14 protein-coding genes are annotated in these 22,651 nt (G+C 60.1%); 11 read left to right on the top strand and 3 right to left on the bottom strand.

The window, feature by feature from the left end; translation table 11 throughout:
* Positions 1-23: 23 nt before the first annotated feature.
* From ACYASS_RS11715 to ACYASS_RS11665, 11 genes are all read left to right on the top strand, one after another.
* Positions 24-872, top strand: coding sequence for a tetratricopeptide repeat protein (locus ACYASS_RS11715; protein WP_463586223.1), 849 nt, complete (start codon positions 24-26; stop codon positions 870-872).
* An 8-nt stretch (positions 873-880) separates the two neighbouring features.
* Positions 881-1,384, top strand: coding sequence for a TadE/TadG family type IV pilus assembly protein (locus ACYASS_RS11710; RefSeq protein ID WP_463586222.1), 504 nt, complete (start codon positions 881-883; stop codon positions 1,382-1,384).
* Positions 1,381-1,971: a TadE/TadG family type IV pilus assembly protein gene (locus ACYASS_RS11705; RefSeq protein WP_463586221.1), complete on the top strand. Its 591-nt coding sequence runs from the start codon at positions 1,381-1,383 to the stop codon at positions 1,969-1,971. Before ACYASS_RS11710 ends, ACYASS_RS11705 begins: the two co-directional genes overlap by 4 nt.
* A 216-nt stretch (positions 1,972-2,187) precedes the next feature.
* Positions 2,188-2,619, top strand: a complete 432-nt coding sequence (locus ACYASS_RS11700; RefSeq protein ID WP_463586220.1) for a YbaN family protein — start codon at positions 2,188-2,190, stop codon at positions 2,617-2,619.
* A gap of 282 nt (positions 2,620-2,901) precedes the next feature.
* Positions 2,902-4,488, top strand: coding sequence for a hypothetical protein (locus ACYASS_RS11695; protein WP_463586219.1), 1,587 nt, complete (start codon positions 2,902-2,904; stop codon positions 4,486-4,488).
* 43 nt (positions 4,489-4,531) lie between these two features.
* On the top strand, positions 4,532-14,050 hold the full coding sequence (locus ACYASS_RS11690) for a beta-propeller fold lactonase family protein (protein WP_463586218.1): 9,519 nt from the start codon (positions 4,532-4,534) through the stop codon (positions 14,048-14,050).
* A 151-nt stretch (positions 14,051-14,201) separates the two neighbouring features.
* Positions 14,202-15,890, top strand: coding sequence for a TolC family protein (locus tag ACYASS_RS11685; RefSeq protein ID WP_463586217.1), 1,689 nt, complete (start codon positions 14,202-14,204; stop codon positions 15,888-15,890).
* 57 nt (positions 15,891-15,947) lie between these two features.
* Positions 15,948-16,751 carry an efflux RND transporter periplasmic adaptor subunit gene (locus ACYASS_RS11680; protein WP_463586216.1) on the top strand — a complete coding sequence of 268 codons (804 nt, stop codon included), beginning with the start codon at positions 15,948-15,950 and terminating at the stop codon, positions 16,749-16,751.
* The gene (locus ACYASS_RS11675; protein WP_463586215.1) at positions 16,748-18,091 is read left to right on the top strand and encodes an efflux RND transporter periplasmic adaptor subunit; all 1,344 of its coding nucleotides are present in this window, start codon (positions 16,748-16,750) and stop codon (positions 18,089-18,091) included. The genes ACYASS_RS11680 and ACYASS_RS11675 overlap by 4 nt, the downstream gene beginning before the upstream one ends.
* A gap of 40 nt (positions 18,092-18,131) precedes the next feature.
* On the top strand, positions 18,132-20,276 hold the full coding sequence (locus ACYASS_RS11670; RefSeq protein ID WP_463586214.1) for an HlyD family efflux transporter periplasmic adaptor subunit: 2,145 nt from the start codon (positions 18,132-18,134) through the stop codon (positions 20,274-20,276).
* A gap of 95 nt (positions 20,277-20,371) precedes the next feature.
* Positions 20,372-20,959, top strand: coding sequence for a biliverdin-producing heme oxygenase (locus ACYASS_RS11665; RefSeq protein WP_463586213.1), 588 nt, complete (start codon positions 20,372-20,374; stop codon positions 20,957-20,959).
* 68 nt (positions 20,960-21,027) lie between these two features.
* Here ACYASS_RS11665 and ACYASS_RS11660 read toward each other — a convergent pair whose 3' ends face one another.
* The 3 genes from ACYASS_RS11660 to ACYASS_RS11650 form a co-directional block, all read right to left on the bottom strand.
* Positions 21,028-21,402 carry a DoxX-like family protein gene (locus ACYASS_RS11660; RefSeq protein WP_463586212.1) on the bottom strand — a complete coding sequence of 125 codons (375 nt, stop codon included), beginning with the start codon at positions 21,400-21,402 and terminating at the stop codon, positions 21,028-21,030.
* The gene (locus ACYASS_RS11655; protein WP_463586211.1) at positions 21,399-21,866 is read right to left on the bottom strand and encodes a thiol-disulfide oxidoreductase DCC family protein; all 468 of its coding nucleotides are present in this window, start codon (positions 21,864-21,866) and stop codon (positions 21,399-21,401) included. The genes ACYASS_RS11660 and ACYASS_RS11655 overlap by 4 nt, the downstream gene beginning before the upstream one ends.
* A gap of 289 nt (positions 21,867-22,155) precedes the next feature.
* On the bottom strand, positions 22,156-22,650 hold the full coding sequence (locus tag ACYASS_RS11650) for a DUF2269 family protein (RefSeq protein WP_463586210.1): 495 nt from the start codon (positions 22,648-22,650) through the stop codon (positions 22,156-22,158).
* Position 22,651: the final 1 nt, after the last annotated feature.

Genomic DNA, 22,651 nt, shown 5'->3' with positions numbered 1-22,651 from the left:
TGCCGCTACGGAGCACCCCGTTTATGTCACGCCTGCGTACTCAATTGATGCTGATCGGCCTGTTGGCGATTGGCGGCTGCACTCACCTGCCCTCCCTGGGAACCAGCGCTTCTGCTCCGTCACTGGGCAAAGAAGCCAAAGAGGCGCTGCGACTGGCGCATGTCCTGCGCGACAACGGTCGGCTGGAAGCTTCATACGAAATCTACGAACGCATGGACCAGCGCCGGCAATTGAGCGGCCCTTACCTGCTTGAATACGCCAGTGTCGCGGCGACAGTTCGCCCGCCGCAGGAGGCACTCGCCCTCTATCGTCGCGCCAGACAACAACTGGGTAACGACCTCAATCCGGTGCAGCGCCTGACCGTATGCAGCGGCAGCGGTCGCGCTTATCTGGCGCTGGGCATGGCCAAACAGGCGGAACAGGATTTCCGTTGCGCGCTGGAGGCAGCACCGGACAACGCCCAGGCATTCAACGGTCTGGGTGTTGCCCTGAACCTGCAACATCAGGATGCCGAAGCCCGCAAGCAATTCGAGAAAGCCCTGCAAATAGACCCGGGCTACAACGCCGCGGTCAACAACCTGGCCCTGGCCTGGCTGGCTGACGGCGATACCTCGCGGGCCATCGGCCTGCTCAATCAGTCCCGCAACAACGGCAACGTCGCACTGCAACTCAACCTTGCTCTGGCTTACGTACTTGCGGGCCACGACGAGACCGCGCAACGGGTGCTGCTGGAAAAACTGCAACCGGAGCGCGCAGGCAAAATCCTCGCTGAATTCCAGGCCGCCCGTGACCGTGTGAGTAAAGGTGCGCCGCTGGCCAGTGAACTACTGGCGGCCAGCCAACATCCTTTCACGCTGATTGATCAGGACTGAACTCATACATGGCCGAGACACCCAATTGCCGTGGGCTGCTGCGCGACCAGAGCGGCGTCACCGCAGTAGAAACCGCACTGATCCTGCCAGTGCTGCTGTTCGGCGTCATGATGTTCTTCGAACTGGGGCGCATCGCGCTGATGATCGGCGTGGGCAGCTTGTCACTGGAGCGAGCGGTCCAGGATTTTCGCACTGAAACCCGTTACTACACTCAGACGGACCTGCAGGGCGATATCGCACAACGCATGATCGATTCCTCCTACGGCTTTCTCACCGAAGAGAACTTTACGGTGGACGTGCTGGCCTTCGACAACCTTCGCCAGTTCGGTGGAACCAAGCCCGATCCGGAAGAAGAGGAAGGAGATAACTCGCCACCGATCCTCAGTATCAGCGTCGACATGAGTCAGGAGTTCATGACCCCGTTGCCCGCACTGTTCGGCCTGGGCAACGCGTTCCAGTATCAATACCGGCACCTGCTGGGCAATCTCATCAGCGAGGAGGACGAGGAGTGAAATACAAATCGCCTTCTCGCCAACGGGGCAACGCGCTGGTGGAAGCGGCCTTGATCCTGCCGCTGTTGATTGGCACCGCGCTGATCAGCGCCGACCTGTACAACGTCAGTCAGGCCCGAAGTTATCTGGAGCAGAGCGCGCACAACATCGCCTCGGTGCTGGCCATGCAAAGCCGTCTGGACAGCGTTGGGCTCGACGCCCTGATCGAACAGGCGGCAACGCCTGACGTGCTGGGCGATTACGAGCTGATCATCAGCAGGGTCGCGCTGGATCGGAAAATGCCCTGGCGCCCCATTTACCGGGGCAGCGGTGAAGGGATCTGCCCAAGTTACAGCGCTTCGACGCGCTACACCGGGGACATGCCCGAGGAGCGTGCGGAGCAAAGCGAGGACGAGGAAGAAGACCCCAAAAGCAAAACCACATTGCTGGTCGTACAGCTGTGCCGTAGCAGCAATACCCTGGCCTTGAGCAGCAACCTCCTCGTGGACAAAACCCTGCAGGCGGTGGCGTTCAGCCGGATGGTCTACACCGAACTGAAACTGGATGACCGCCTGGCTCAGGAAGTGGGGCAAGAGCAAGACGACTGAACCCGTCATAATCGTGGGACCGGCCTTAGCCGGGAAGAGACCGGTACATTCAGAGCTTATGCGTCGTTAGAAATGAAGCCTTCCCGGCTAAAGCCGGTCCCACGACACCAAGAGCGAACTGTCCATCGCGGTGCAAAATTAACCCTTCTTAACTTGTCCACCCATCGCCAGCGCTCTTTACTGGAAACCCTTCCGCTCTAGGACTTTGCGCACCTGATGATGACGCCCTCTCATGCAACTCCCGCCACGGGTTTAAAGCGCCTGGGCTTTCTCACCTTGGCTTACGGCAGCCTGGGCTGTGCCTTTCTCGGGCTGGTCATTCCCGGCTTGCCAACGACTGAATTCGTTCTGCTCTGTGCCTGGGCTTCAGCCAAGAGTTCACCGCGCCTGAGTCGCTGGCTGGAGCAACACCGTTTACTTGGCCCCTTGCTGCATAACTGGCGAAACGGCGGCGTGATCAACCGCAAGAGCAAGCTGGTCGCCAGCCTGAGCATGAGCCTATGTCTGGCGATCCTTATCTGGCATCAGCCGCCGCTCTGGCTATTGGTCAGCGCCGCGCTGGGCATGGGCAGCGGCGCGTTGTGGATCTGGTCGCGGCCTGAGCAGATACCGGGCCATTTGCTCAATGGGCCGCAGTTTTCCGAGTGAAACATCTTCTCGACGTACCTGGCACGACGCTGTAGCGCAGCAAGCAAGTAATTTTGTAGGAGCTGCCGAAGGCTGCGAAGCATTCATCCTGAGACACCGCTATCGCAGCCTTCGGCAGCTCCTACAGGTATCGTAATTGCCAAGTTAAAGCTCACTCATTAAGCATTCTTAATGAACCCGCGGTTGCCCGCTATTAGGAATTATTCTTATCTTTGCCGCACTTGCTGACACTCCTCTCATGGAGCGCCGTCAGCGCTCTATCGTGCAGGAACACCGCCCCCCATGAAACGTCCCTTCACACCGATGGCCGCAGCCGCGCGCCGCGCACGATTGCCCAGTGCGGCCAGCCAACGCGGCAGCATTGCGTCGTTCATGGTCCTGGCTATGGGCGGCGCTTTGCTGGCCACCGCCTACGTTCTGGATACCAACCGCATGGTCAGCAATGCTGCCCAAGTCAAGCGGGCCACCGACGCGGCCGCGATGGCCGTGGGTAACGAGCGCCTGATAAATGGCGAAAACTCCATGCCGAAACTGAGTGCACTGGCCTACGACTATGTGAAGAACAACCTGGGCATGGACAGCCAGTTGGCGGAGCAAATCGATTACAGCAACTTTGAGCTGAGCAAAACCGTCGACGACGAGAGCCGGGTACGTTACAGGGCCGAGGTGAGCTTCCACGCCGACCCGGAGTTGCTCGGGGGCGAGCGCCAGGAGTTGAATGTACATTCCACGGTGGAAGTGATCTCCCGAGCCACTGAGATCGCCTTGATGTTGCCCAATACCGGTAGCGAAAATGACGCCCAACTCGCCGCCCTGCGCCGACTGGGGAAGAACTTCATTACCAGCCTGCTGGGCGAAGACAGCAGCAGTAACGACAACAAACGGTTATGGATTTCGCTGGTGCCCTACAGCCAGGCAGTCAACGTCTACGACCCCGCCGACTCGCAACGAATCCGTCGCTGGGCAACCTCTCAGGCGATCAACCCGGTTGAACTGCAGTCGCTGTTCCGCACCGGAAAGGTCAGCAGCCTCGCTGACCGGCGCACGCCTGACCTCGCATCCGGCCTGACCTGTATGCACCGAGGTCTGGTTCTGGGTGAAAACTACTTCTGGGATCAGCCTCCCACCGGCCAGTTCACCCGGGTGTATTACCGTCACGACCTGATCGAAAACGATCCGGGGGCCAGATGGGTGTCCTGGGTCGGTCCCAACCCTGACTTCGGCGAAGCCAACGGTGTCAGTGACACCCGATTCATCGTCGCCGACAAAGGTTGCCCCAAAGCGGCGTTGCTGCCGCTGACCAACGACAAAGATGAACTCGAAAAACGCCTCGACGCCATGCGCACCGGCTTCAACGTTAATTACTCCATCGCCATGGGCTGGGCAGGCATGGCTTTGTCACCGGAAATGCGCGGCAGTAATGGTTGGCTGGACGCTGAATTGCCGCTGGACTTCAACGAAGGTGACGGCAGCGAGAACGTCAAGATCATCGTCATGCTGGCCAACACCGTCGGTGACTGGTTCGACACTGATTCCTACAACGCGGCAAAAGTAGGCCAGTCAGTCAGCGGCCAAAACAACGGCACTGACTACGCCATGCGTCGCTTTCAAAGCCTGTGCAACAGCTTCAGGGCGCGCAAGTTGAAGTTCTATTTCATAGGCGTGCGCCCCGGTGATCCCGCCGATTCCCAGCGTGTGCTGTTCGACAAGATTGCCGGCCCCGGCCTGCAGATCTGCGCCCAGGGTGGCGGCGAGATGGTGTTCGCCGACGCCAGTACTTTCGTTCAGGGCGAAGACCAGATCCAGACGCTGCTGAGCAAGATCGCCGACAAGATCAAACATGAACACTACGCCCGCCTGGTCGAGTAACCCCCAGGCCACTTCGTCAGCCATTTGCAGAAAGGACACCGCCATGACATCGCCCGCTTCGAACACACGCAAACGCCTCAAGCACTCCAGCCTGGCATTGGCCCTGGAGCCACGCATGATGTTCGACGCGGCGGCCGTGGCGACGGCAGCGGAAGTTGCCGTGCAGGTTGCGGCCACCGACGTCGCGCCCGGTGTAGGAGCAACGCCCGTGAAGGCCACCGTCACGGTCACTGACAGTACCGATAGTTTCCCGGCGGTTGACGTGTTCAGCGGGGTTACCGTCGCTCCTGCCAGCGATGCAGGGACGCTGGACACGCTGGTAATCACCGTCAACAGCAGCGGTGCCAATCAGGCGTTGGTGATTGATGGCACGACCATCGGTCTGGTGACCGCCATAGGCGAGACCACCGGCAAAAACTATGCGTACACGGTTGCCGTCAATGGCGATATCACGACTGTATCCATCGCCCTGAATTCATCAGCTGACAACGCGCCTGCCGACGTCGTCAACCTGATCGATAACATTGCCTATCAGGTGAAAGACAACAGCGTCGAAAGCGGCGCAACCACTATCACGCTCAAAAGCCTGAGTGACGACAGCGACACAGCCACGCTGAACATCACCGCCACCATCAACCTCGACAACCAGATCAACCGCGCACCGGTGATTGGCGATGCCGGAATTCCGGATCTGGCGCAATCCGTCCCCCTTGCGGACTTGGGCACCAGCAAGGAAGTGGTCTATTCCAGCGACGGCAAGTACCTCTATGCGGCCAATGCGTCGGGCACCATCGTCAAATTCGCGGTGGATGCAAACGGGGTGCTGACCAGTGAGCAGGTCTTCAAAGACAGCACCCATCTGAGCAGCATCACCGACCTGACCCTGAGCAGCGACGGCAAGTCGATGTATGCCATTTCCGGCAGTAACATCATCACCCTCAACGTGGCGGACAACGGCACCCTCAGTTATTTCAATAGCACCAGTGGTGGTGGCGAGCTGCAAAGTGTGGCGCTGTCCAGCGACGGCAAGCAGGTCTACGTCTCCACCCGGGTCGGCGGCATAACCGTGTTTACTCGTGATACCGAGACCGGAAATCTGAGCGGCACTGGCTTGCCGACCCTTCAGGAAGGCGCCTTGGGTGGCGGTCGTACACGGACTATCGTCACTGCCGGGGACTATGTCTTCGTTGCGTCTGGCACCAGTTTGGTAACCCTGCAACGTGACGCAGATGGCAAGCTGACCAAGCTGTCGGCAGGCACACTTTCCACCGGAATCCCCACCAGCATCGTACCTTCACTGACAGCCTCGGCAGACGGCAGCCTGATCTACATCGGTGACGGCTCGACCATTCGTATCTATGCCTTGCAAGACAACGGCAGCGAAAAGACCCTGGTTGCGCTGGGCAGCACCAGCCTGACCGGAGTCAGCGCACTGAGCGTTTCCGGTGACGGCACCAAACTCTATGCCACTTCCAGCAGCGCTGGCACCCTCAGCGTTTACAGCATCGCCGCAAACGGCGCACTGAGCCTGACCAGTACCCTCAAAGACGTTAGCAGCGCGGGAGCAGTGGCCCTTGCTCCGGACGGCAATTCACTGGTCGTGGCAGGCAGCAGCCTGAGTCGATTCAGCACCACCCTCAGCTACATCAACGGCAGCGAAATCAGAATCACCGACGGCCTGTCGCTGTCCGATAGCAACCTTGATCGTCTGGCCAACAACGCCGGTAACTATCAGGGCGCAAGCATCACCATCGAGCGTAACGGTGGCGCGGCCAGCGAGGATCAGTTCGGCTTCGCTACGGCATCGGGCCTGACGCTGGAGAACGGCAAGATTCTGAAGAACGGCGTGGAAATCGCCACCTTCACCCAGAGCGGCGGCACTCTGACGATTGCTTTTACAGCCGCTGCGAGCAGCGCCGATGCCAACGCCGTCCTGCAACAGATCACCTATAGCAACACCGGCGATAACGCCGACGGCACGTTGGTCAGCCTCAACATCAGCGCCAGTGACGGCACATTGAGCAGCGTGGCCGCAACGGTTGCTCTGCTGTTGACTGACAACAGCGCACCAACCCTCAGCGCCACGGTTCCGGTGCAGTCTGTTTATGACACCAAAGGCACATCTGCCACGCTGTTCGAGGACGCCTCGATCAACACTGGCGAAGTCGGCCAGGCCATCGTCGAGCTTAAGCTGACGATTGGCGGCCTCAGCTCGGTCGCCAACGAATTCATCATCATTGATGGCACGCGCATTGATCTGTCCACCTCCAGCAGCAATACCACCACCAACGGTTATAGCTACGTTTACAGCCTGACCAATGGCGTTGGCAGCCTGACCATCAGCAGCGCCAGCGGGATCAGCACTGTCGCGGCGCAAGCACTGGTCAACGGCATTGCCTACGTCAATGACAGCAGCCAGGCGGTCACCGGCAACCGCAGCGTGACGCTGGTCACCCTGCGCGATAACGGCGGCACGGCCAACGACGGCAAGGACAGCGGTGCGCCGGAGCTGGTCGCGAACATCGTGTTGGCAGTCAATAATGCGCCCGTGCTGCAAGTGGCTGTCGACCCTGATCCAACGCTGTTCTATTCCGACGGCACGCTGACCGGCAATACCGATTACGTAACCAGCGTCACGTTGTCCACGGACGGCAAAACCCTGTACGTCACCGGCAGCAGCGGCGCGAGCCTTACGGGCATCGCGTATATCCGGGTCTACGCCCGGGACGCTGCCAGCGGCGAACTGACCCTGTTGCAGACCTTCAACCAAGGCACAAGCGACGACGCGGGCACCACCGCTATCGAAGTCAACGGTCTTAATGGCACCAACACCCTGACCATTTCCCCGGACGGCACTTCAGTGTATGTCGCCGGGTACTCCAGCACGGGCAGCGCCACTGCCTATTCATTGGTGTTGTTCACTCGCGACGCAGCCAGCGGCGCGTTGACCTACAGCGGCATTGTTGCCACTCAGGGCGAAGTGAATGGCAGCCTGACCACCTCGGGTCTGGATATTGTGGTCAGCGAAATCGTGCTCTCGGCTGACGGCAAGTCGCTGTACACCATCAACGGTGTGCGTGCGAACGACGGTTCCACAAACAAAAGCGAAATCGCCTTTTTCTCCCGCGACCCGGCCACTGGCGACCTGACCTTTATCGGCTCCTACGTCGGGGGCAGCGCAGCGTTGGGTATGAATCAGCCTAGCGGGCTGGTCGTGTCTGCCGATGGCACATCGGTGTACGTCAGTAACAACGGCAACGCGATGATCACGATCCTCAAACGTGACACCAGCACCGGCGTCCTGACCTATGTGACGGCCGTCAATCAGGCCAGCATCAGCGCCGACCCGGACAGTGGCGTGCAACCGACTGATAACCGCTTCCTGCAAAACCTGCAGGACATTGTCATCTCGCCGGATGACCAGTTTCTGTATGTCAGCTCGAACGGCATGGGCACCATCAGTATTTTCCAGCGCGACGCCGATGGTGGGCTGACTTACGTCGGGACCGCCGATGCCTATTCAAACAAGTACACCACATCACTGAATCTGCGCGAGATGGCTCTGTCAGCCGATGGTTCAGCGCTGTACGTCAGCACTTTCGGTGGCCAGTCAGTACTGGTATTCGCTCGGGATACCACGACCGGCAAGTTGACCTTTTCCGAGAACGTCAATGTCGGCAAGAGCATCAACCACCTGGCCGTCAGCGGGGACGGCCTGAACATCTACACAGGGTCCTCGCAGGTCAGCACGGGCGTCGCCATTCTTTCGGCCCGCGCCAACACCGCGTACAGCGAACAGCACCCCACGACCTTTGCTGACGGCTTGAGCTTCGCTGACGCCGACTTCGACACCTTGAGCGATTACAAAGGCTCGGTGCTGACCATCGTCCGCTCGGGCACTGCCTCTGCCAGCGATCTGTTCGCTTTCGCCGACGGTAACGACCTGAGTCTGGACAACGGCAAGATTCTTTATCAAGGCCAGGCCATCGCCGACTTCGTGGTGGTCGCGGGCAAGCTGACCGTGACTTTCACCGCCAGCGTGGACAAGACCCTGGCCAATCAAGTGCTCAAGCAAGTCACCTATCAGAACGGCGACAGCACTGCGCCTGCCAGGGTCAACCTCAGCGTCAGCATCGGTGACGGCGGCAAATCAGACAGTACCGTGGTCGTCTTGCTGGTCAATCACGCCCCGGTAGTCAGCAACGACAGCTATGTGCCTGGCAACGCAACGGTCAACCATCCATACAGCGTCGTATTGCCTGAGGATCTTTTCAAAGATGCCGAGGGCGATGCTCTGACGTGGCAAGTCGATGGCCTGCCCTCGACCCTCAGCTTCGACTCCGCCACCCGAACTATTTCCGGCACACCGGATAGCAAAGGCAGCTACACCGTCACCCTCACCGTGACCGATGCTCTGGGCAATACGCGTGAGCTGAGCGTGACGCTTACTGTCGCTGCCGACCCGGCTCTGGCACCGGTGCTCAGCGGCGATACCACAAATATCGAGTACGCAGGCCAGACCGATGGCTGGAGCTCCGAGCTCTTTACCGATGTACTCAGCGGCGCTCAGGACTCCGTGCTGTCCAGCGACGGTAAATATCTGTATGTGGTCAGCATCTCGGAAAGCGGTACGTCCTACCTGAGCCAGTTCAGCCGCGCCGCAGACGGCAGCCTGACACTGGTTCGCAGCCTGTTCGACGCCAGCGTGGCAGATGGCATCGCCGGGTTGGGCGGCGCAATCAAAGTGGTGTTGTCTGCCGATCAGCAATCGTTGTATGTGATTGGCAGCAATGACAACGCGGTGGTGATTTTCAGCCGCGACACCAGCAGCGGCGAGCTGACCCTGGCTGGGGCCTTGAACGGCAGTGCCATTGCCGGTGGTATCGATGCCATCCGCGATATCGTCAGCGTTGGCGGTCATGTATACATCGCAGCCGGTGACAGCCTGTCGGTGTTCAGCCAGCACGCCGATGGCTCGCTGACCCTGGACAAAACCTACAGCGACGGTGCCGATGGCATGCAGGGCCTGGCGAGCATCAATCGCCTGCAACTCTCGGTGGATGGCCAATACCTGTTTGTCGGCGGCACGGGCGGCACGGGCGGCAGCGCCATTGCCAGTGCCTTGCGTATCGGTGCAGATGGCGCGTTGACCTACCTCAACAGCGTCGGCACCGGAGAAAACTACATTGGCGGGCTGACCGTCTCCGCCGATGGCAAAACCCTTTACGCCATCAACAACGGCACACCGGGCAGCCTCGAAACGATCAGCATTGGCAGTGACGGCCGACTGACACTGATTGGCAGTAGCGCACTGAACCTGACCGGCAGCGATCTGGTGGTTTCCGCCGACGGTTCGGCCGTGTTTCTGATCAGTGAAAACACCATCAAAGTATTCACTCGCGCCGCCGACGGCACCCTCACCCACTATGCGGACGTGAAGGATGACGGGGTTGAATTCGGCGTTTCGTTCAAAAATCTGACCAGCATCAGCCTGAGTAACGACGGTAAACAGCTGTACATCAGCGGCACCGTCGACTTCACCTCAACACTCTTCACCATGAACGTCGACCTGCCACGCCTTGATTACACCGAAGGCGGTTCCGCTGGCGCGCTGTTGCCCGGTGCTCATCTGTCCAGCCCGACACTGGATGTGACGGGCAACTATGAGGACGCCAGCATCAGCATCGTCCGCAATGGCGGCGCACTGGCCGACGATCTGTTCACGTTCCTGGATGGCAATGGCCTGACCCTGGATGGCAACCAGATCATGAAAGGCGGCGTTGCGATTGCCACGTTCGCCCAGGTCAATGGCGAACTGACGGTGACCTTCCTGGCGGGCAGCAGCCAGGCAGATGCGCAGAACGTATTGCGCCAGATCGCTTACGCCAACACCAGTAATGACCCCGAACTGGGCGGATCAGCACCTGACTTCAGTGTCACCTTTGACGACGGCGCGGGTAACAGCACGGTGCTTGAGGTGGGCGTTGATCTGCATGGCGTGAACGACCCGTCCGTGCTGATCAGCACCCCGCTCAACCCCGACCTCGCTGAAAACGGCGAAGGAGTGAAGTTGTTCGATGGCACGCAAATCGACACTATCGAAGCCGATCAGGCCATCTGGAAAGTCATCATCACGGTCAATGCCAGTGGCCCTGACGAGGTGCTGAGGGTCGATGGCAGCAACATCGTGCTGCAAACGAGCGACGGTACACCCAAGACTGCCAGCGGCATTCAGTACAGCGTTCTGGTCGAGAATGGTGTCGCGACGCTGACGCTTTTTCTGGTTCGCGACCCGGCCAGCACCGCCGCGCTTATCGACGGCATTACCTACAACAACACTGGCAGCGGTTTGAGCGGCACCCGCAGCATCGGACTTAGCATTACCGAAAACTTTGCCAACGGCAGTTCCCCGACCACAGTGCTGGCAGACAAAGTCACTGTTACCCTCAAACCCGCCAGCACAACCAACACAGCCCCCGTGCTGGGCGGCCCGGTGCCAGCGCAACCCTATACCGAAGGCGACAGTGCAATTGTGGTTGCCCCCGGCGCGACGGTTGCCGATGCGCAAATGGACGCGCTGAACGGCGGCGCCGGTAACTACAGCGGTGCCACGCTGACCCTGACGTTGGGCAACGGAGCAACCAGCCTCGACACGCTGGGCTTCAATGCCGCTAACGGCCTGAGCCTGAGCGGCACCATTTTGCTCAAGGATGGCGTAGCGATCGGCCAGGTGACCAACCGGGATGGCGTGCTGACCATTCGTTTCAATGACGACGCAGGCAGCATTCCGACCAGCGCTGATGTTCAGAACACCCTGCGCCAGATCACCTACGTCAGTGCTGATCATGCCCCCGCCAACAGCATCGCGATCAGTGCGACCCTGTCTGACCGTTTCCTGACGTCCAGCACAATGGCGCTGAGCATCGACATCACTGCGGTCAATGACACACCGGTGATCGTCAAGGATCCAGTCATCGCGCTGGGTGATATTCAGGTCACAAGAAGCATCAGCACGCTCAGCGGGCTGTCGAGTGTGACCGCAATCAGCCTCTCTATGGATGGTACGACGCTGTATGCCGCCGATAACAGAGGCGCCATCGTCCTGTTCAGCCGCAACGCGACGACGGGCGAGCTGACCTACCTCAGCACCCTGCCGGGTGGAAGCGAACTCACCTCAATCAACCGTCTACTGATCAGTGCCGATGGCCAGGCGCTCTATGCCATCGGTGGCGACGGTAACGGCCTGGCGGTTTATAGCCGCGACAGCACTGGGGTGCTGCGCCTTGTGCAAAACCTCAGCTCCAACAGCGACTTCGAATTCTATGAGATCAAGGATATCGTCCAGTCGCCTGACGGCCATTCGCTGTACATCCTTGGCAGCACGAGCCTGCTGGTGTACAGCCGCGATGCAAGCACGGGTCAGCTGACTCAGACCCAGGCTTTGGCGAACTCGCAAAGTGATCCGTACCTGTGGCAACCCTCTGCCATTGATGTGGCAGGCGATCTGGTATTCGTCAGCACTGACCACAGCAACAGCCTGATCGCCTACCGCCAAGGCAACGACGGGCAACTCACCTTGTTGGGCTTTATCCGAAATACCCCACAAGAGTCTGTAATCGACAACCCGGTCGATCTGGGCAGTCTGCAACACGTCGCCGTGTCAAACGACGGCCGATACGTTTATATCGCTGGCGGCGACAGCGTGCGCCTGCTGAGTTTCGACGCCAGTAGCGGCAGCTTTACCTTCATCGGCGTTGTCGCCAGTGGCCTGAGTGATATCAGCGATCTGGCGCTTTCCGACGATGGCGCTGCACTGTTCGTCTCGGCGGCAAACGGCACCTTGAGTCGTTATGCCGTGGTCGGCCAGACACTGATCCTCGCCGACACCCTGCAAAGCAGCGACAGCAGCACGCTGGGCGGCGCGAAACAGATCGTGCTGGACGGTAACGGCAACGCGATTGTCGTGGGTCAGGGCCTGACCTCGTTGACCGTCATCGCCACACCTGCGCCGATCTACGTGATTGGTGCAGACCCGGTACCACTCGCGCCAGGGCTGAGCCTCAGCGACGCTGAACTGGATGCCGCCAACAGTGGAGCGGGCAACTACCAGGGCGCAAGCGTGAGTATTTCCCGCGCTCCGTCAGCCGACAGCCGCGACCACTTCGGTTTTGCCGACGGTGATGGCCTGAGCCTAGTGAACGGCCAGATACTCAAGGGCGGCACGGCCATTGCGACCCTGGTCGACCTCAACGGCACCCTGACCCTGACGTTTACAACTGCGGTCAGCAGCGCTGACGCCAATGCCATCCTGAGCAAGCTGACTTACGCCACAGACGCTACCGGAGTCAGCAACAGTTCAGTGAACCTCAATATGAGCTTCAGTGATGCCGAACTGACCAGCCAGACCAGTGTGGTGAAGATCACCCTGCGCGACCCGGCGGCCAACCAGTCGCCCATCGCGGGCACTGCGCCGTACAACCTGACGCCAGGTACCGTCGGCCAGAACTACAGCGTCACCCTCCCCGCCAACCTGTTCAACGACCCGGACGGCGACACCCTGACATGGCAGGCCGACGTCTTGCCTGACGGCATGAGTTTCGACCCGACTACTCGCATTCTGTCCGGCATCCCGACCAGCAGCGGGGTGTTGACGCTGGTGGTCAGCGACACTTCCGGGCTGACCGCCACGCGCACGATCAACTTCACCGTACAGGTCGCGGGCGAGCCGGGAACAGCAACCCCGACGCCGAATACCGATAACGTGAGCCCGAATATCCCTGTCGATCCGGTTGCCTGGCACACAGTCCCGCCAGCTCCCCGCGACAATATTTTTGACTCTTCAGCGCGACCGGGAAGCGCGTCATCGCCGAGTCTTGGGAGTGAGGTAACAGGCAACAGGCCGTTGCGCTTCACCGACAACATCGGGCTCGACACCTTCGGCCAGCCTCTGGACTTCACCCAGCCTGATACTGGGCTGACGGTCTTCGATACACCGTTGCAGACGGCCAACGGGCAAAGCACTCTGCTGGTTCGCCAGACATCCCTTGATGGCGCGACGTTATCAAGCAACCGGGAGCGGATCGGCGCCTTGCTGGACGTGAGCGGAACGTCGTCTCAAATCGACTTCCAGTTACCGGAGGGCGTGTTCAGCAGCAGCGACAGCCAACTGACTGTCAGTCTGCGTCTGGGTAACGGGCTGCCACTGCCGGGCTGGGTCAGCTTCGACAGTCGCACCGGGAAGATCGTGGTCGATCGGGATCGCATGAAGCAGGCAGAACGCCTGCGGCTGGTGCTCATTGCTCGAGACGCCAACGGTAAAGAGGTTCGCGTGCCCGTGGAACTGCAGACCGATGGCAACCGGACCCTCAGCGTGACGCCTGAACAGACGCCTGCACCTCAAGCCAGCGAGCCGCGCTCACAGGCTGCGGCACACATGGGTGTCAGCGAACAGTTGCAGAGCGCCAGCCAGGGCGGATTGCTGGCCCGGGCTCAGGCGCTGCTCGCCGCACTGCTGCCAAAAGACGCCAAACCAGCGGAAAAAACCGACCGCGACGCGGCTTGATCGCCACAAACCGTGGGTTCATTAAGCATTCTTAATGAACCCACAATTGCCTGTTAACAGGAATAATTCTTATCTTGTCGCCGCTCCAGCCTCGTCTGGGGCCCGCCCTCAGCAGCTCGCGGCACGGACAGCACTTCTCAGAGGAACACACGTGATCAACACCCAACTTCCAGGCCTCACGGGTCGCCTGTCGCTGCGTCTCGCCATCGGCCTGGCCACGCTCAGCCTGTCTGCTTGTGCCGTGCAACCTGAAGCGATCACCCTTGACCAGCAAATCGCTGAGGCGAGCTCGGATCGGGTCAAGATGTTCGATGCCCAAGAACCCGTCACCCGGCCGATCAGCCTGGATGAAGCCATGGCCCGTGCCGTGAAGTACAACCTGCAGCAACGCCTGACGCTGATGGAGCGGGCACTGGAAGATAATCTGCTGGACGCACAGAACCTCGACATGCTGCCCAAGCTGGCCGCGCGAGCAGGCTGGCGTGGACGTGACAACGTGTCGGCGTCCTCCAGCGAATCGATCCGCACCGGCAGCCAGTCACTGGAACCGTCCACCAGTCAGGATCGCTCCAGTCGTAACGCCGACCTGCAAATGTCGTGGAACACGCTCGATTTTGGCCTCGGTTATTTCTCCGCCAAGGCCCAGGCCAATAAAACCCTCGGGGCCGAGGAACGCCGCAGGCGAGTCGTGGCCGACATCATTCAGCAGGTGCGTGCAGCCTACTGGGAAGCCGCTACCGCCGAACGCCTCAAACCGGAGGTGCAACGCACGCTGGTAGAAGCCCGCAGCGCACTGGAACGCGCGCAACAGACCGAGAAGCAACGTCTGCTCGCGCCGCTGGATGCCCTGCGCTTCCAGAAGGGTCTGCTGGAAATGGTCCGCCAACTGGAATCAGTGGACAGCGAGCTGGCCACTGCCAAGTCACGCCTGGCAGCATTGATGAACCTGCCGCCAGCCACCCAATACAGCCTGGTCATCCCCAGCGAGCAACAATTGACCCGACCGCCACTGGCCTACAGTCTCGAAGACCTGGAAACCATGGCGATGGTCAAACGCCCGGAAGTCCGCGAAGAGGGCTATCTGGCACGCAATGCAGTACTCGAAACCCGCAGCGCCATGTTGCGCCTGCTGCCAGGCGCTTCGCTGTTCATCGGTGGTAATTACGACAGCACCAGTTACATGGCCAATAACAACTGGGCCGATGCCGGTGTGCAAGTCAGCTGGAACCTGCTGAGCGTTCTTTCCTACCCCGCTATCAGCCGGGCTGGCGAAGCGCGCGAAGCCGTTGCCGATGTGCGCCGCCAGGCATTGCGCATGGCAGTGCTGACTCAAGTCAACGTGGCGTGGCAGCAATACCAACGCGCAACCCGACTGTTCGATCGCTCCAACGAACTGCAGCGTATTCAGCGCGGCATCCTCACCCAGACCGAAAGCGCGGTGCAAAGCGACGCGCAGACCCTGGTCGAGCGTATTCGCACCAGCACCGAAACCGTTCTGGCGACCCGCACCCGCGACCGTAGCTATGCCGAATTGCAGAACGCGTATGGCGCGGTTTACCAATCAGCCGGGCTTGATCCGCTGCCCGAGCAACTGGCCGATAAAAGCGTCGCCGCCCTGAGCCAGGCCATCGCCCACAACGCCGTCGCCCTGGCAAACGGTGAAACACCAGTGCCGCGTCTGCATGCAGCGCCTCCGTTGATGGCCAGCGCAGTGGCCCAGCCAGCGCCAGCGCCAAAGCCCGTACCTGCTCCGACGCGAATCAACACCTGGAGCAGCCTGGGTTCGCTTCAGGATGCCGAGCTGATACCGCTGAACGCACCCACCCCAGCGCTGCGCTGATTCATTTACGCCACTCCGACCGGGGTGGCGCTTCCCTGCCGAGATTCCCAAGCCGCCATGCGTATTTCGCCTCCGCTCCCCTATTCCTTGTTGCTGCTGGCAATGGCGTGCGCCACGGTCAATGCCGACGACCCCGCGCCCCTGCAACCGCCCTCGACTGGCGGGACCCCGGCGACTGGCTCGTCGGCAGCCGACATCCGCGTACAACTGATCGCGAGCCAACGCACGGTGCTGTCCAGCGAACTGGCTGGCAAGATCATCAGTCTGGACGTGAAAGAAGGCGAAAACTTCAAGAAAGGCGAACGTCTGGTGGCCTTCGACTGCGCCATTCACCAGGCGCGACTCAATCACTCAACCGCCGCAGAGTCTGCCGCCAGCAAAAAACTGGTGATCGCCAAACGCCTCGACCAGTTGCAGTCCATCAGTGTTGCGGATGTCGCTCAGGCGGAAGCAGCCCTGACCATGGCACGCGCTGAAAGTGGCGTAGGACGGGTCATGCTGCAGCGATGCAGTATCAGCGCGCCGTTCTCCGGGCGCGTTGCCGAGCGTAAGGTCCAGCCAGGTGAATACGTCGCCGAAGGCAAGGAGCTGTTGGCCATTTACGACAACAGTGCATTTGACGTGGAGCTGATCGCCCCATCGCGCTGGCTGACCTGGCTCAAGCCCGGCAGCCGCTTTCAAGTCAGCCTTGATGAGACCGGCAAAAGCTACCCCGCAGAAGTTGTACGCATGGGCTCGGTCATTGATCCGCTCAGCCAGTCGGTCAAGGTCTTCGGCCGAATCGCAGCCAGCGACGCCAGCCTGTTGCCAGGCATGAGCGGCACCGCGCAACTCGCTCCGCCCATCGTCAGCGCCAAATGAAGACCGCCGAGACCACTGACCAGCAAGCCCTGCAAAGCCTCAGCCAACTGCTGCAACTCGAACAGCAGGCGCGCAGTGCGCTGACGGTTCAGGAGCTGGCATTCGTCATGGTCAACGACAGCCGACTGCTGCTCGACTACCGTCAGGCTCTGCTGTGGAGTTGCGATCGCTCACGGATCGAAGCGATCTCGGGCCTGGCGGTGGTCGAGCAGGATGCGCCGTTCAATATCTGGCTCAGCGGCTTATGCAAACGCTGGCAAGACCAGCCCGACGCTCAACACATTCATGCGCTCAATACCGCCAGCCTGGCTACCGATGACCTGCCGCTGTGGGCCGAGCATTTTCCTGCACACCTGATCTGGATGCCGTTACGGCATGTCGACGGCAGACTCCTCGGCGCACTGTTGCTGGCCAGGGAAACGCCGCTGCCCGCGTCGCAGGAGCCACTGGCTGCCCTGCTGATCAATGCGTATGGTCATGCCTGGGCAGCATTGCTGGGCAAGAGCAGCCGACGCAAAACTGGCCAATCACACAAACGCCGGTGGCTGGCCGGGTTGCTTGCAGCGGCCGTATTACTGAGCTTGCCGGTCCGCCAATCGGTATTGGCTCCCGCCGAAATCGTTGCCCGCCAACCCAGCGTTTTGCGTGCACCGCTACAAGGCGTGGTGGAAAAAATCCTGGTTCAGCCTAACCAACTGGTGGAGGCCGGACAGGCGCTGGTGCAACTCGACGCAAGGGAACTGCAGAGTCGTCTCGAGTCGTCACGCCAGGCCATGGCGATCGCTGATGCCGAGTTCCGTCAGGCTCAGCAACAAGCGCTCAGCGATGAACGCAGCAAAGCAACTCTGGCCGTATTGCAGGGGCGTCGCGAACAGGCGCAGACCGAGGTGTATTACCTGCAGGAAAGCCTCAAGCGCATGAACATTCTGGCTCCCCGTGCCGGCGTCGCGGTGTTCGATGATCCGAGCGACTGGGTAGGCCGTCCGGTGTCATTAGGTGAACGCATCATGCTGGTCGCTGAGCCGAGCGAGGCACAACTGGACATCCAGTTGCCCATCGCTGATGCCATCGACTTGCAGCCGGGTGCCGACATTCTGATGTTCCTCAATACTGACCCCACGTCACCGCTGCCTGCGAGCCTGCAACGTCTGGCTTACCGGGCCAGCCCGACAGCAGACGGCAGCATGGCCTATCGCTTGAAAGCCGAATTCACCGAGACAGACCCACGCATTCGGGTTGGCCTAAAAGGCACGGCGAAGCTCTACGGCGAACGCACCAGCGTGCTTTACTACCTGCTCCGTCGCCCGCTGTCAGCGCTACGCATCTGGCTCGCATTGTGAGGCCTGCCGTCCCCTACGCGAGCTATCAGGCGCACAACCGATGAACAGCGCCGCGCTGCCGGGCACAGCCAATCCACCAACGCCACTCCCCAGATTGCGCGATGAGCTGTTGCTGCACGAAGGGCCGCGCAATCGGGACGGTTCGCCGACCTGGACACTGGAGGATCCGGCACGGGGGCAATTTTTCCGGCTCGGCTGGGCTGAAGTAGAGATCCTCTCGCGCTGGCATCTGGGGGATGTGGCAGCCATTGCCCTCGCGATCAGTCAGGACAGCACCCTGGAGCTGGATGGGAATGATATCTCTGCGTTCAAAAACTTCCTGCAAACCAATCAGTTGCTGCAAGCCTGCGGTGCCGAAGACAACGCTCGTCTGCAACGTATCGCTGATGCGCAGAGCGTCGGTTGGGCCAGCTGGCTACTCAAGAACTATCTGTTTGTACGCATTCCGTTGCTGCGTCCAGACCGTTTTCTCGGCAAAACCCGTCATTGGGTCGAGCCATTCTACAGTCGCACGTTCCTATACCTGACGCTGATAGCCGCGGGCCTTGGTCTGTTTCTGGCGGCACGCCAGTGGGAAACCTTCATCCATACCTTCCTGCACTTCTTCACTCTGGAAGGTGCCGCATTGGCGGGCGGGACGCTGATTTTATCCAAGGTGCTGCATGAGCTCGGCCATGCCTATACCTGCAAGCGTTATGGCGGCAGAGTCGCCACGATGGGGGTCGCACTGCTGGTGCTGTGGCCGGTGCTGTACACCGACACCTCCGGTGCCTGGCGGCTCAAACAGCGACGCCAACGTATGGCCGTTGGCGCAGCGGGCATGCTGGTGGAACTGGCATTAGCCGCCTGGGCCACGTTGCTGTGGAGCTTTCTGCCTGACGGGATGCTGCGCAGCGCAGCGTTCATGCTGGCCGCCACCACCTGGATTCTGACCCTGACAGTCAACCTGAGCCCGTTCATGCGGTTCGACGGCTATTTCCTGCTTTCCGATCTGCTCGACGTGCCCAACCTGCAAACCCGTGCGTTCCGCCTGACGCGCTGGCGTTTACGTGAGTGGCTGTTCCGTTTTGGTGAAGAACGCCCCGAACATTTTGAACCGTGGCTGGAGCGCACCCTGATTGGTTATTCGCTGGGCACCTGGATCTATCGGTTTTTTCTGTTTCTGGGGATCGCGTTACTGGTCTACCACTTCGCCTTCAAGCTGTTGGGCATCCTGCTGTTCGTCGTTGAAATCGTTTATTTCCTGCTGCGCCCCATCTTCATCGAACTGCGTGAGTGGTTCTCCCGACGCAAGGACTACCGCATGAATCGCAACTCACTGAGCACCTTGCTGGTATGTCTTGGGCTGCTGCTACTGGCCTGTGTTCCCTGGCGCGGGAGCATCCATGCCCCGGCCTTGCTGCGCACCCAGCAACAGGCCGGACTTTACGTGCCGGTCGGGTCGCAGTTGCAACAGATTCTGGTGAAGCCCGGTGCGAACGTTGAGGCAGGTCAGCCGTTGTTCATTCTGGACGCCCCCAGCCTCAAGCAGGAGCTGGCGATCCTTGATCGGCAGATCGTCACCCTGCAATGGCAAAGCAGTTTTCAGCAGTTCAACCCAGAAGCGGCAGCCAACCTGATGGTGGTCCGCCAGGAGTTGCTCGCAGCCGTTGAGCGACAAGCCGTGCTACGCCAACAATCAGGTTACCTGACGGTCAGAGCACCGTTCAGCGGGGTCATGGCCGATATCGCCGACCCATTGGAACAAGGTGAATGGCTGCCCGCCGGAGAATGGCTTGGCACCCTGATCGGCAGCGACGCCGGTGTCGTGGAAGCCTTCGTAGAAGAACATGATCTGGCACGCCTGGAACCCGGCAGCAGCGCGCGCTTCTACCCGGAGGTATTCACCAGAGCGTCACTGGAACTGAATCTGGACAGCGTCGAGCACACCGCCGTACGCCGCCTGTCGTCTGCACCGGAGCTGGCTTCGACCTATGCTGGAGGTCTGGCGGCGACCCTCGACAGCGAGCGCGTTCCGCAACCCGAGCAGGCCATCTACCGGGCCTTGCTGACACCCTCGCACGTTTCATCCACGCCCCGAATGGGCTTGCGTGGAACCGTGGTTATCGAAGCTCAGGCGCAAAGCCTGGCCATGCGTGTCTGGCGCAGCGCCATGACGGTGTTGATCCGCGAATCGTCGTTTTGAACGGTTAAGCATTCTTAATGCTCCACTCGTTGCCCCGCCTACACGCCATGCTCATCATTTGGTAACTTGTCGCAGCACACAAAGGACCTTCGCCAATGCTCGCCAACGCCCAACAGACACCAGAACTCCCGCTGAGCAAACGCCTGAAAGCAGGAAGCACCCGCGACCATGACAGCGTCGACACGCTGGTCATGCAGTCCCGCCCATTTGAAGACAATCAACGCTACGGCTGCTTCCTGCGCCTTCAACATCGTTTCCATGGGGCGATTCACGAGCTGTACAGCGATGCAGAGCTGAACCAGTTGCTGCCGGGCCTGCGCGAACTGCCACGCTTTGATGCTGTTTGTGCTGACATGAAAGACCTCGGCCTGTCGATCCCGGCAGCACCGGCCGCCGTCACACCGCAGTCGATCAACGCCGCAATTGGCTGGTTGTACTGCGCCGAAGGTTCAAACCTGGGGGCTGCGTTTCTGTTCAAGGAAACCCAGCAGATGGGCTTCGACGCCGAGCACGGCGCCCGCCACCTCGCCGCTCACCCCGATGGCCGCGCCCTGCACTGGCGTCAGTTCGTGGCCTTGCTTGACGGGCTGAAGCTGGATGAGGCGCAAAAAGGCGAAGCTATTCAGGGGGCGATCGACGCTTTCGATTTCTATCGCAGTGCACTGCGCGAGTGTTTTCACTGAGGCAGCGCCCACCCGGTTAACACCGAAAGGCTGGCGGCATGCCGCTCAATGAAGACGGCGCTAACCGCTCAGCCTCTCTGCCGCGCGATCCAGGCAATCGCGCACAACGCTAACCCCGCGCCGTTGACCGATACCGGATTGAACGCTTGAGCCAGCAGGCTCGGGGTCATCACCGCAACATCCACCAGCAAGGCAAGCAACGCAAAGGCGCTGATCCAGAGCGCCAACGAGCGCTGACGGTCAATCAGCAACCACAGCCCCAGAAGTATCTCTGCAACCCCGCTGAGACGCGCGACCAGCACCACCTGCTCAATGCCATGAGCCTCGATCATCTGCAATTCACCCGGGCTCAGCCAGAGCAGTTTAGGCACCAGCCCGTGATAAATAAAAATCAGCGCCAACCCGGCTCGGGCAATCCAGGCAATCTTTTGCAGAGGTGTCATTGATGGCGCTTCAAAAAGCGACGCTCATGGTCGGCCGACGGTAACAGGCAGCTGTCATATCGACCAAACAGCTGATACCGGTTCAGTGCAATACGATCATAAAACCAGTCACGAAAGGCCCGTGGGAACACGCGTAAGACAGCGACCAGGCGCCAACGCCGGGGGAGCAGTGCGATAACCTCAAAGAACGCCTCGGAGCGCACATACAGGCGGTCGCGGGAAATCACCGCCATGGTGTCAAAACGATCCAGGGCGAGCCCAGCCCAGGCCAACAACGCCTGCCCCTCTTCAGACTGGACCGACGCAAGCCGGATACGATGCTGATGATCATGGGCGATCAAAAACGTTGCCCAGCCATTACAGAGCTTACAAACCCCGTCGAACAGAAGGACCGTCTCACCAGGCAAAAGATAGGGGGCTGGCGTGGCGGATGTTTTCGTTGAAGCGGCTACGAACTCGGTCATCGACGTCTCCTGTGCTGCCTGCAGTTTAGCGGCACCGCCTTGTTTCAGTGAAGCTGAGACGCTAACAGGCGAAGCAAATTCGGCTCCACGGAGAGATTCTATGTTTTTCCACACGCTGATGTGACGGAGTGGGACCGGCTTCAGCCGGGAAGAGGCAGGGACAGTCGCTACACATGTGTCGTTTGATAGGCAGCTTTCCCGGCTAAAGCCGGTCTCACGTCAACAATGGTTCCTGTGGGCGGTGCTTACCCGCGATCGTTAGATCCACGGCATTGTTTCAGCGGCGCACTCAGGCTCCAATCACCTTAAACCACTCCCATGGCGTCAGCTTCGTCACCATCATAAGCACCACGACAAACATCCCCAAAAAGCCGCAAATACCCATCCAGAACCATTTCTGATAGACCCTGTAGTATCGGTCGTCGAGCAAAAGGCCCTGTTCGGCTGCACTCAAAGCCAGTGCATGCAAACGCTTCTGCAGCACCAGCACAGGCAGCCAAAGCGCGCCAACGCAAAGGAAGATCACCAGAGAAGTCAGCAGCCATGGCGAAGTCAACGGTAGCCCCGAAAGCCTGATCAACAGATAGCCTGTCCCCACCTGCAGAAAACCGGCAGGCGTGGTAATCCAGGTGTCGAAACGCACAACCATCGCGCAGACATGAGCAATAACCTGGGGGTTGCGCGTGCGGCTCGCGGCGATCAAGTAGAGATATGAGCCCATGCCGAATCCGAACAGGAAAATCGCAGCGATGACATGCACATACTTCAACGCCAGATAGAGCATC

The organism is Pseudomonas sp. HP_14, from assembly GCF_055283875.1.
This window is presented reverse-complemented; position numbering and strand designations above follow the sequence as displayed.

Bases quoted from the DNA above. Each gene is read 5' to 3' on its own strand.
- ACYASS_RS11715 (WP_463586223.1), top strand. From the start codon at position 24: ATGTCACGCCTGCGTACTCAATTGATGCTGATCGGCCTGTTGGCGATT.
- ACYASS_RS11710 (WP_463586222.1), top strand. From the start codon at position 881: ATGGCCGAGACACCCAATTGCCGTGGGCTGCTGCGCGACCAGAGCGGC.
- ACYASS_RS11700 (WP_463586220.1), top strand. From the start codon at position 2,188: ATGATGACGCCCTCTCATGCAACTCCCGCCACGGGTTTAAAGCGCCTG.
- ACYASS_RS11695 (WP_463586219.1), top strand. From the start codon at position 2,902: ATGAAACGTCCCTTCACACCGATGGCCGCAGCCGCGCGCCGCGCACGA.
- ACYASS_RS11690 (WP_463586218.1), top strand. From the start codon at position 4,532: ATGACATCGCCCGCTTCGAACACACGCAAACGCCTCAAGCACTCCAGC.
- ACYASS_RS11680 (WP_463586216.1), top strand. From the start codon at position 15,948: ATGCGTATTTCGCCTCCGCTCCCCTATTCCTTGTTGCTGCTGGCAATG.
- ACYASS_RS11675 (WP_463586215.1), top strand. From the start codon at position 16,748: ATGAAGACCGCCGAGACCACTGACCAGCAAGCCCTGCAAAGCCTCAGC.
- ACYASS_RS11670 (WP_463586214.1), top strand. From the start codon at position 18,132: ATGAACAGCGCCGCGCTGCCGGGCACAGCCAATCCACCAACGCCACTC.
- ACYASS_RS11665 (WP_463586213.1), top strand. From the start codon at position 20,372: ATGCTCGCCAACGCCCAACAGACACCAGAACTCCCGCTGAGCAAACGC.
- ACYASS_RS11660 (WP_463586212.1), bottom strand. From the start codon at position 21,402: ATGACACCTCTGCAAAAGATTGCCTGGATTGCCCGAGCCGGGTTGGCG.
- ACYASS_RS11655 (WP_463586211.1), bottom strand. From the start codon at position 21,866: ATGACCGAGTTCGTAGCCGCTTCAACGAAAACATCCGCCACGCCAGCC.
- ACYASS_RS11650 (WP_463586210.1), bottom strand. From the start codon at position 22,650: ATGCTCTATCTGGCGTTGAAGTATGTGCATGTCATCGCTGCGATTTTC.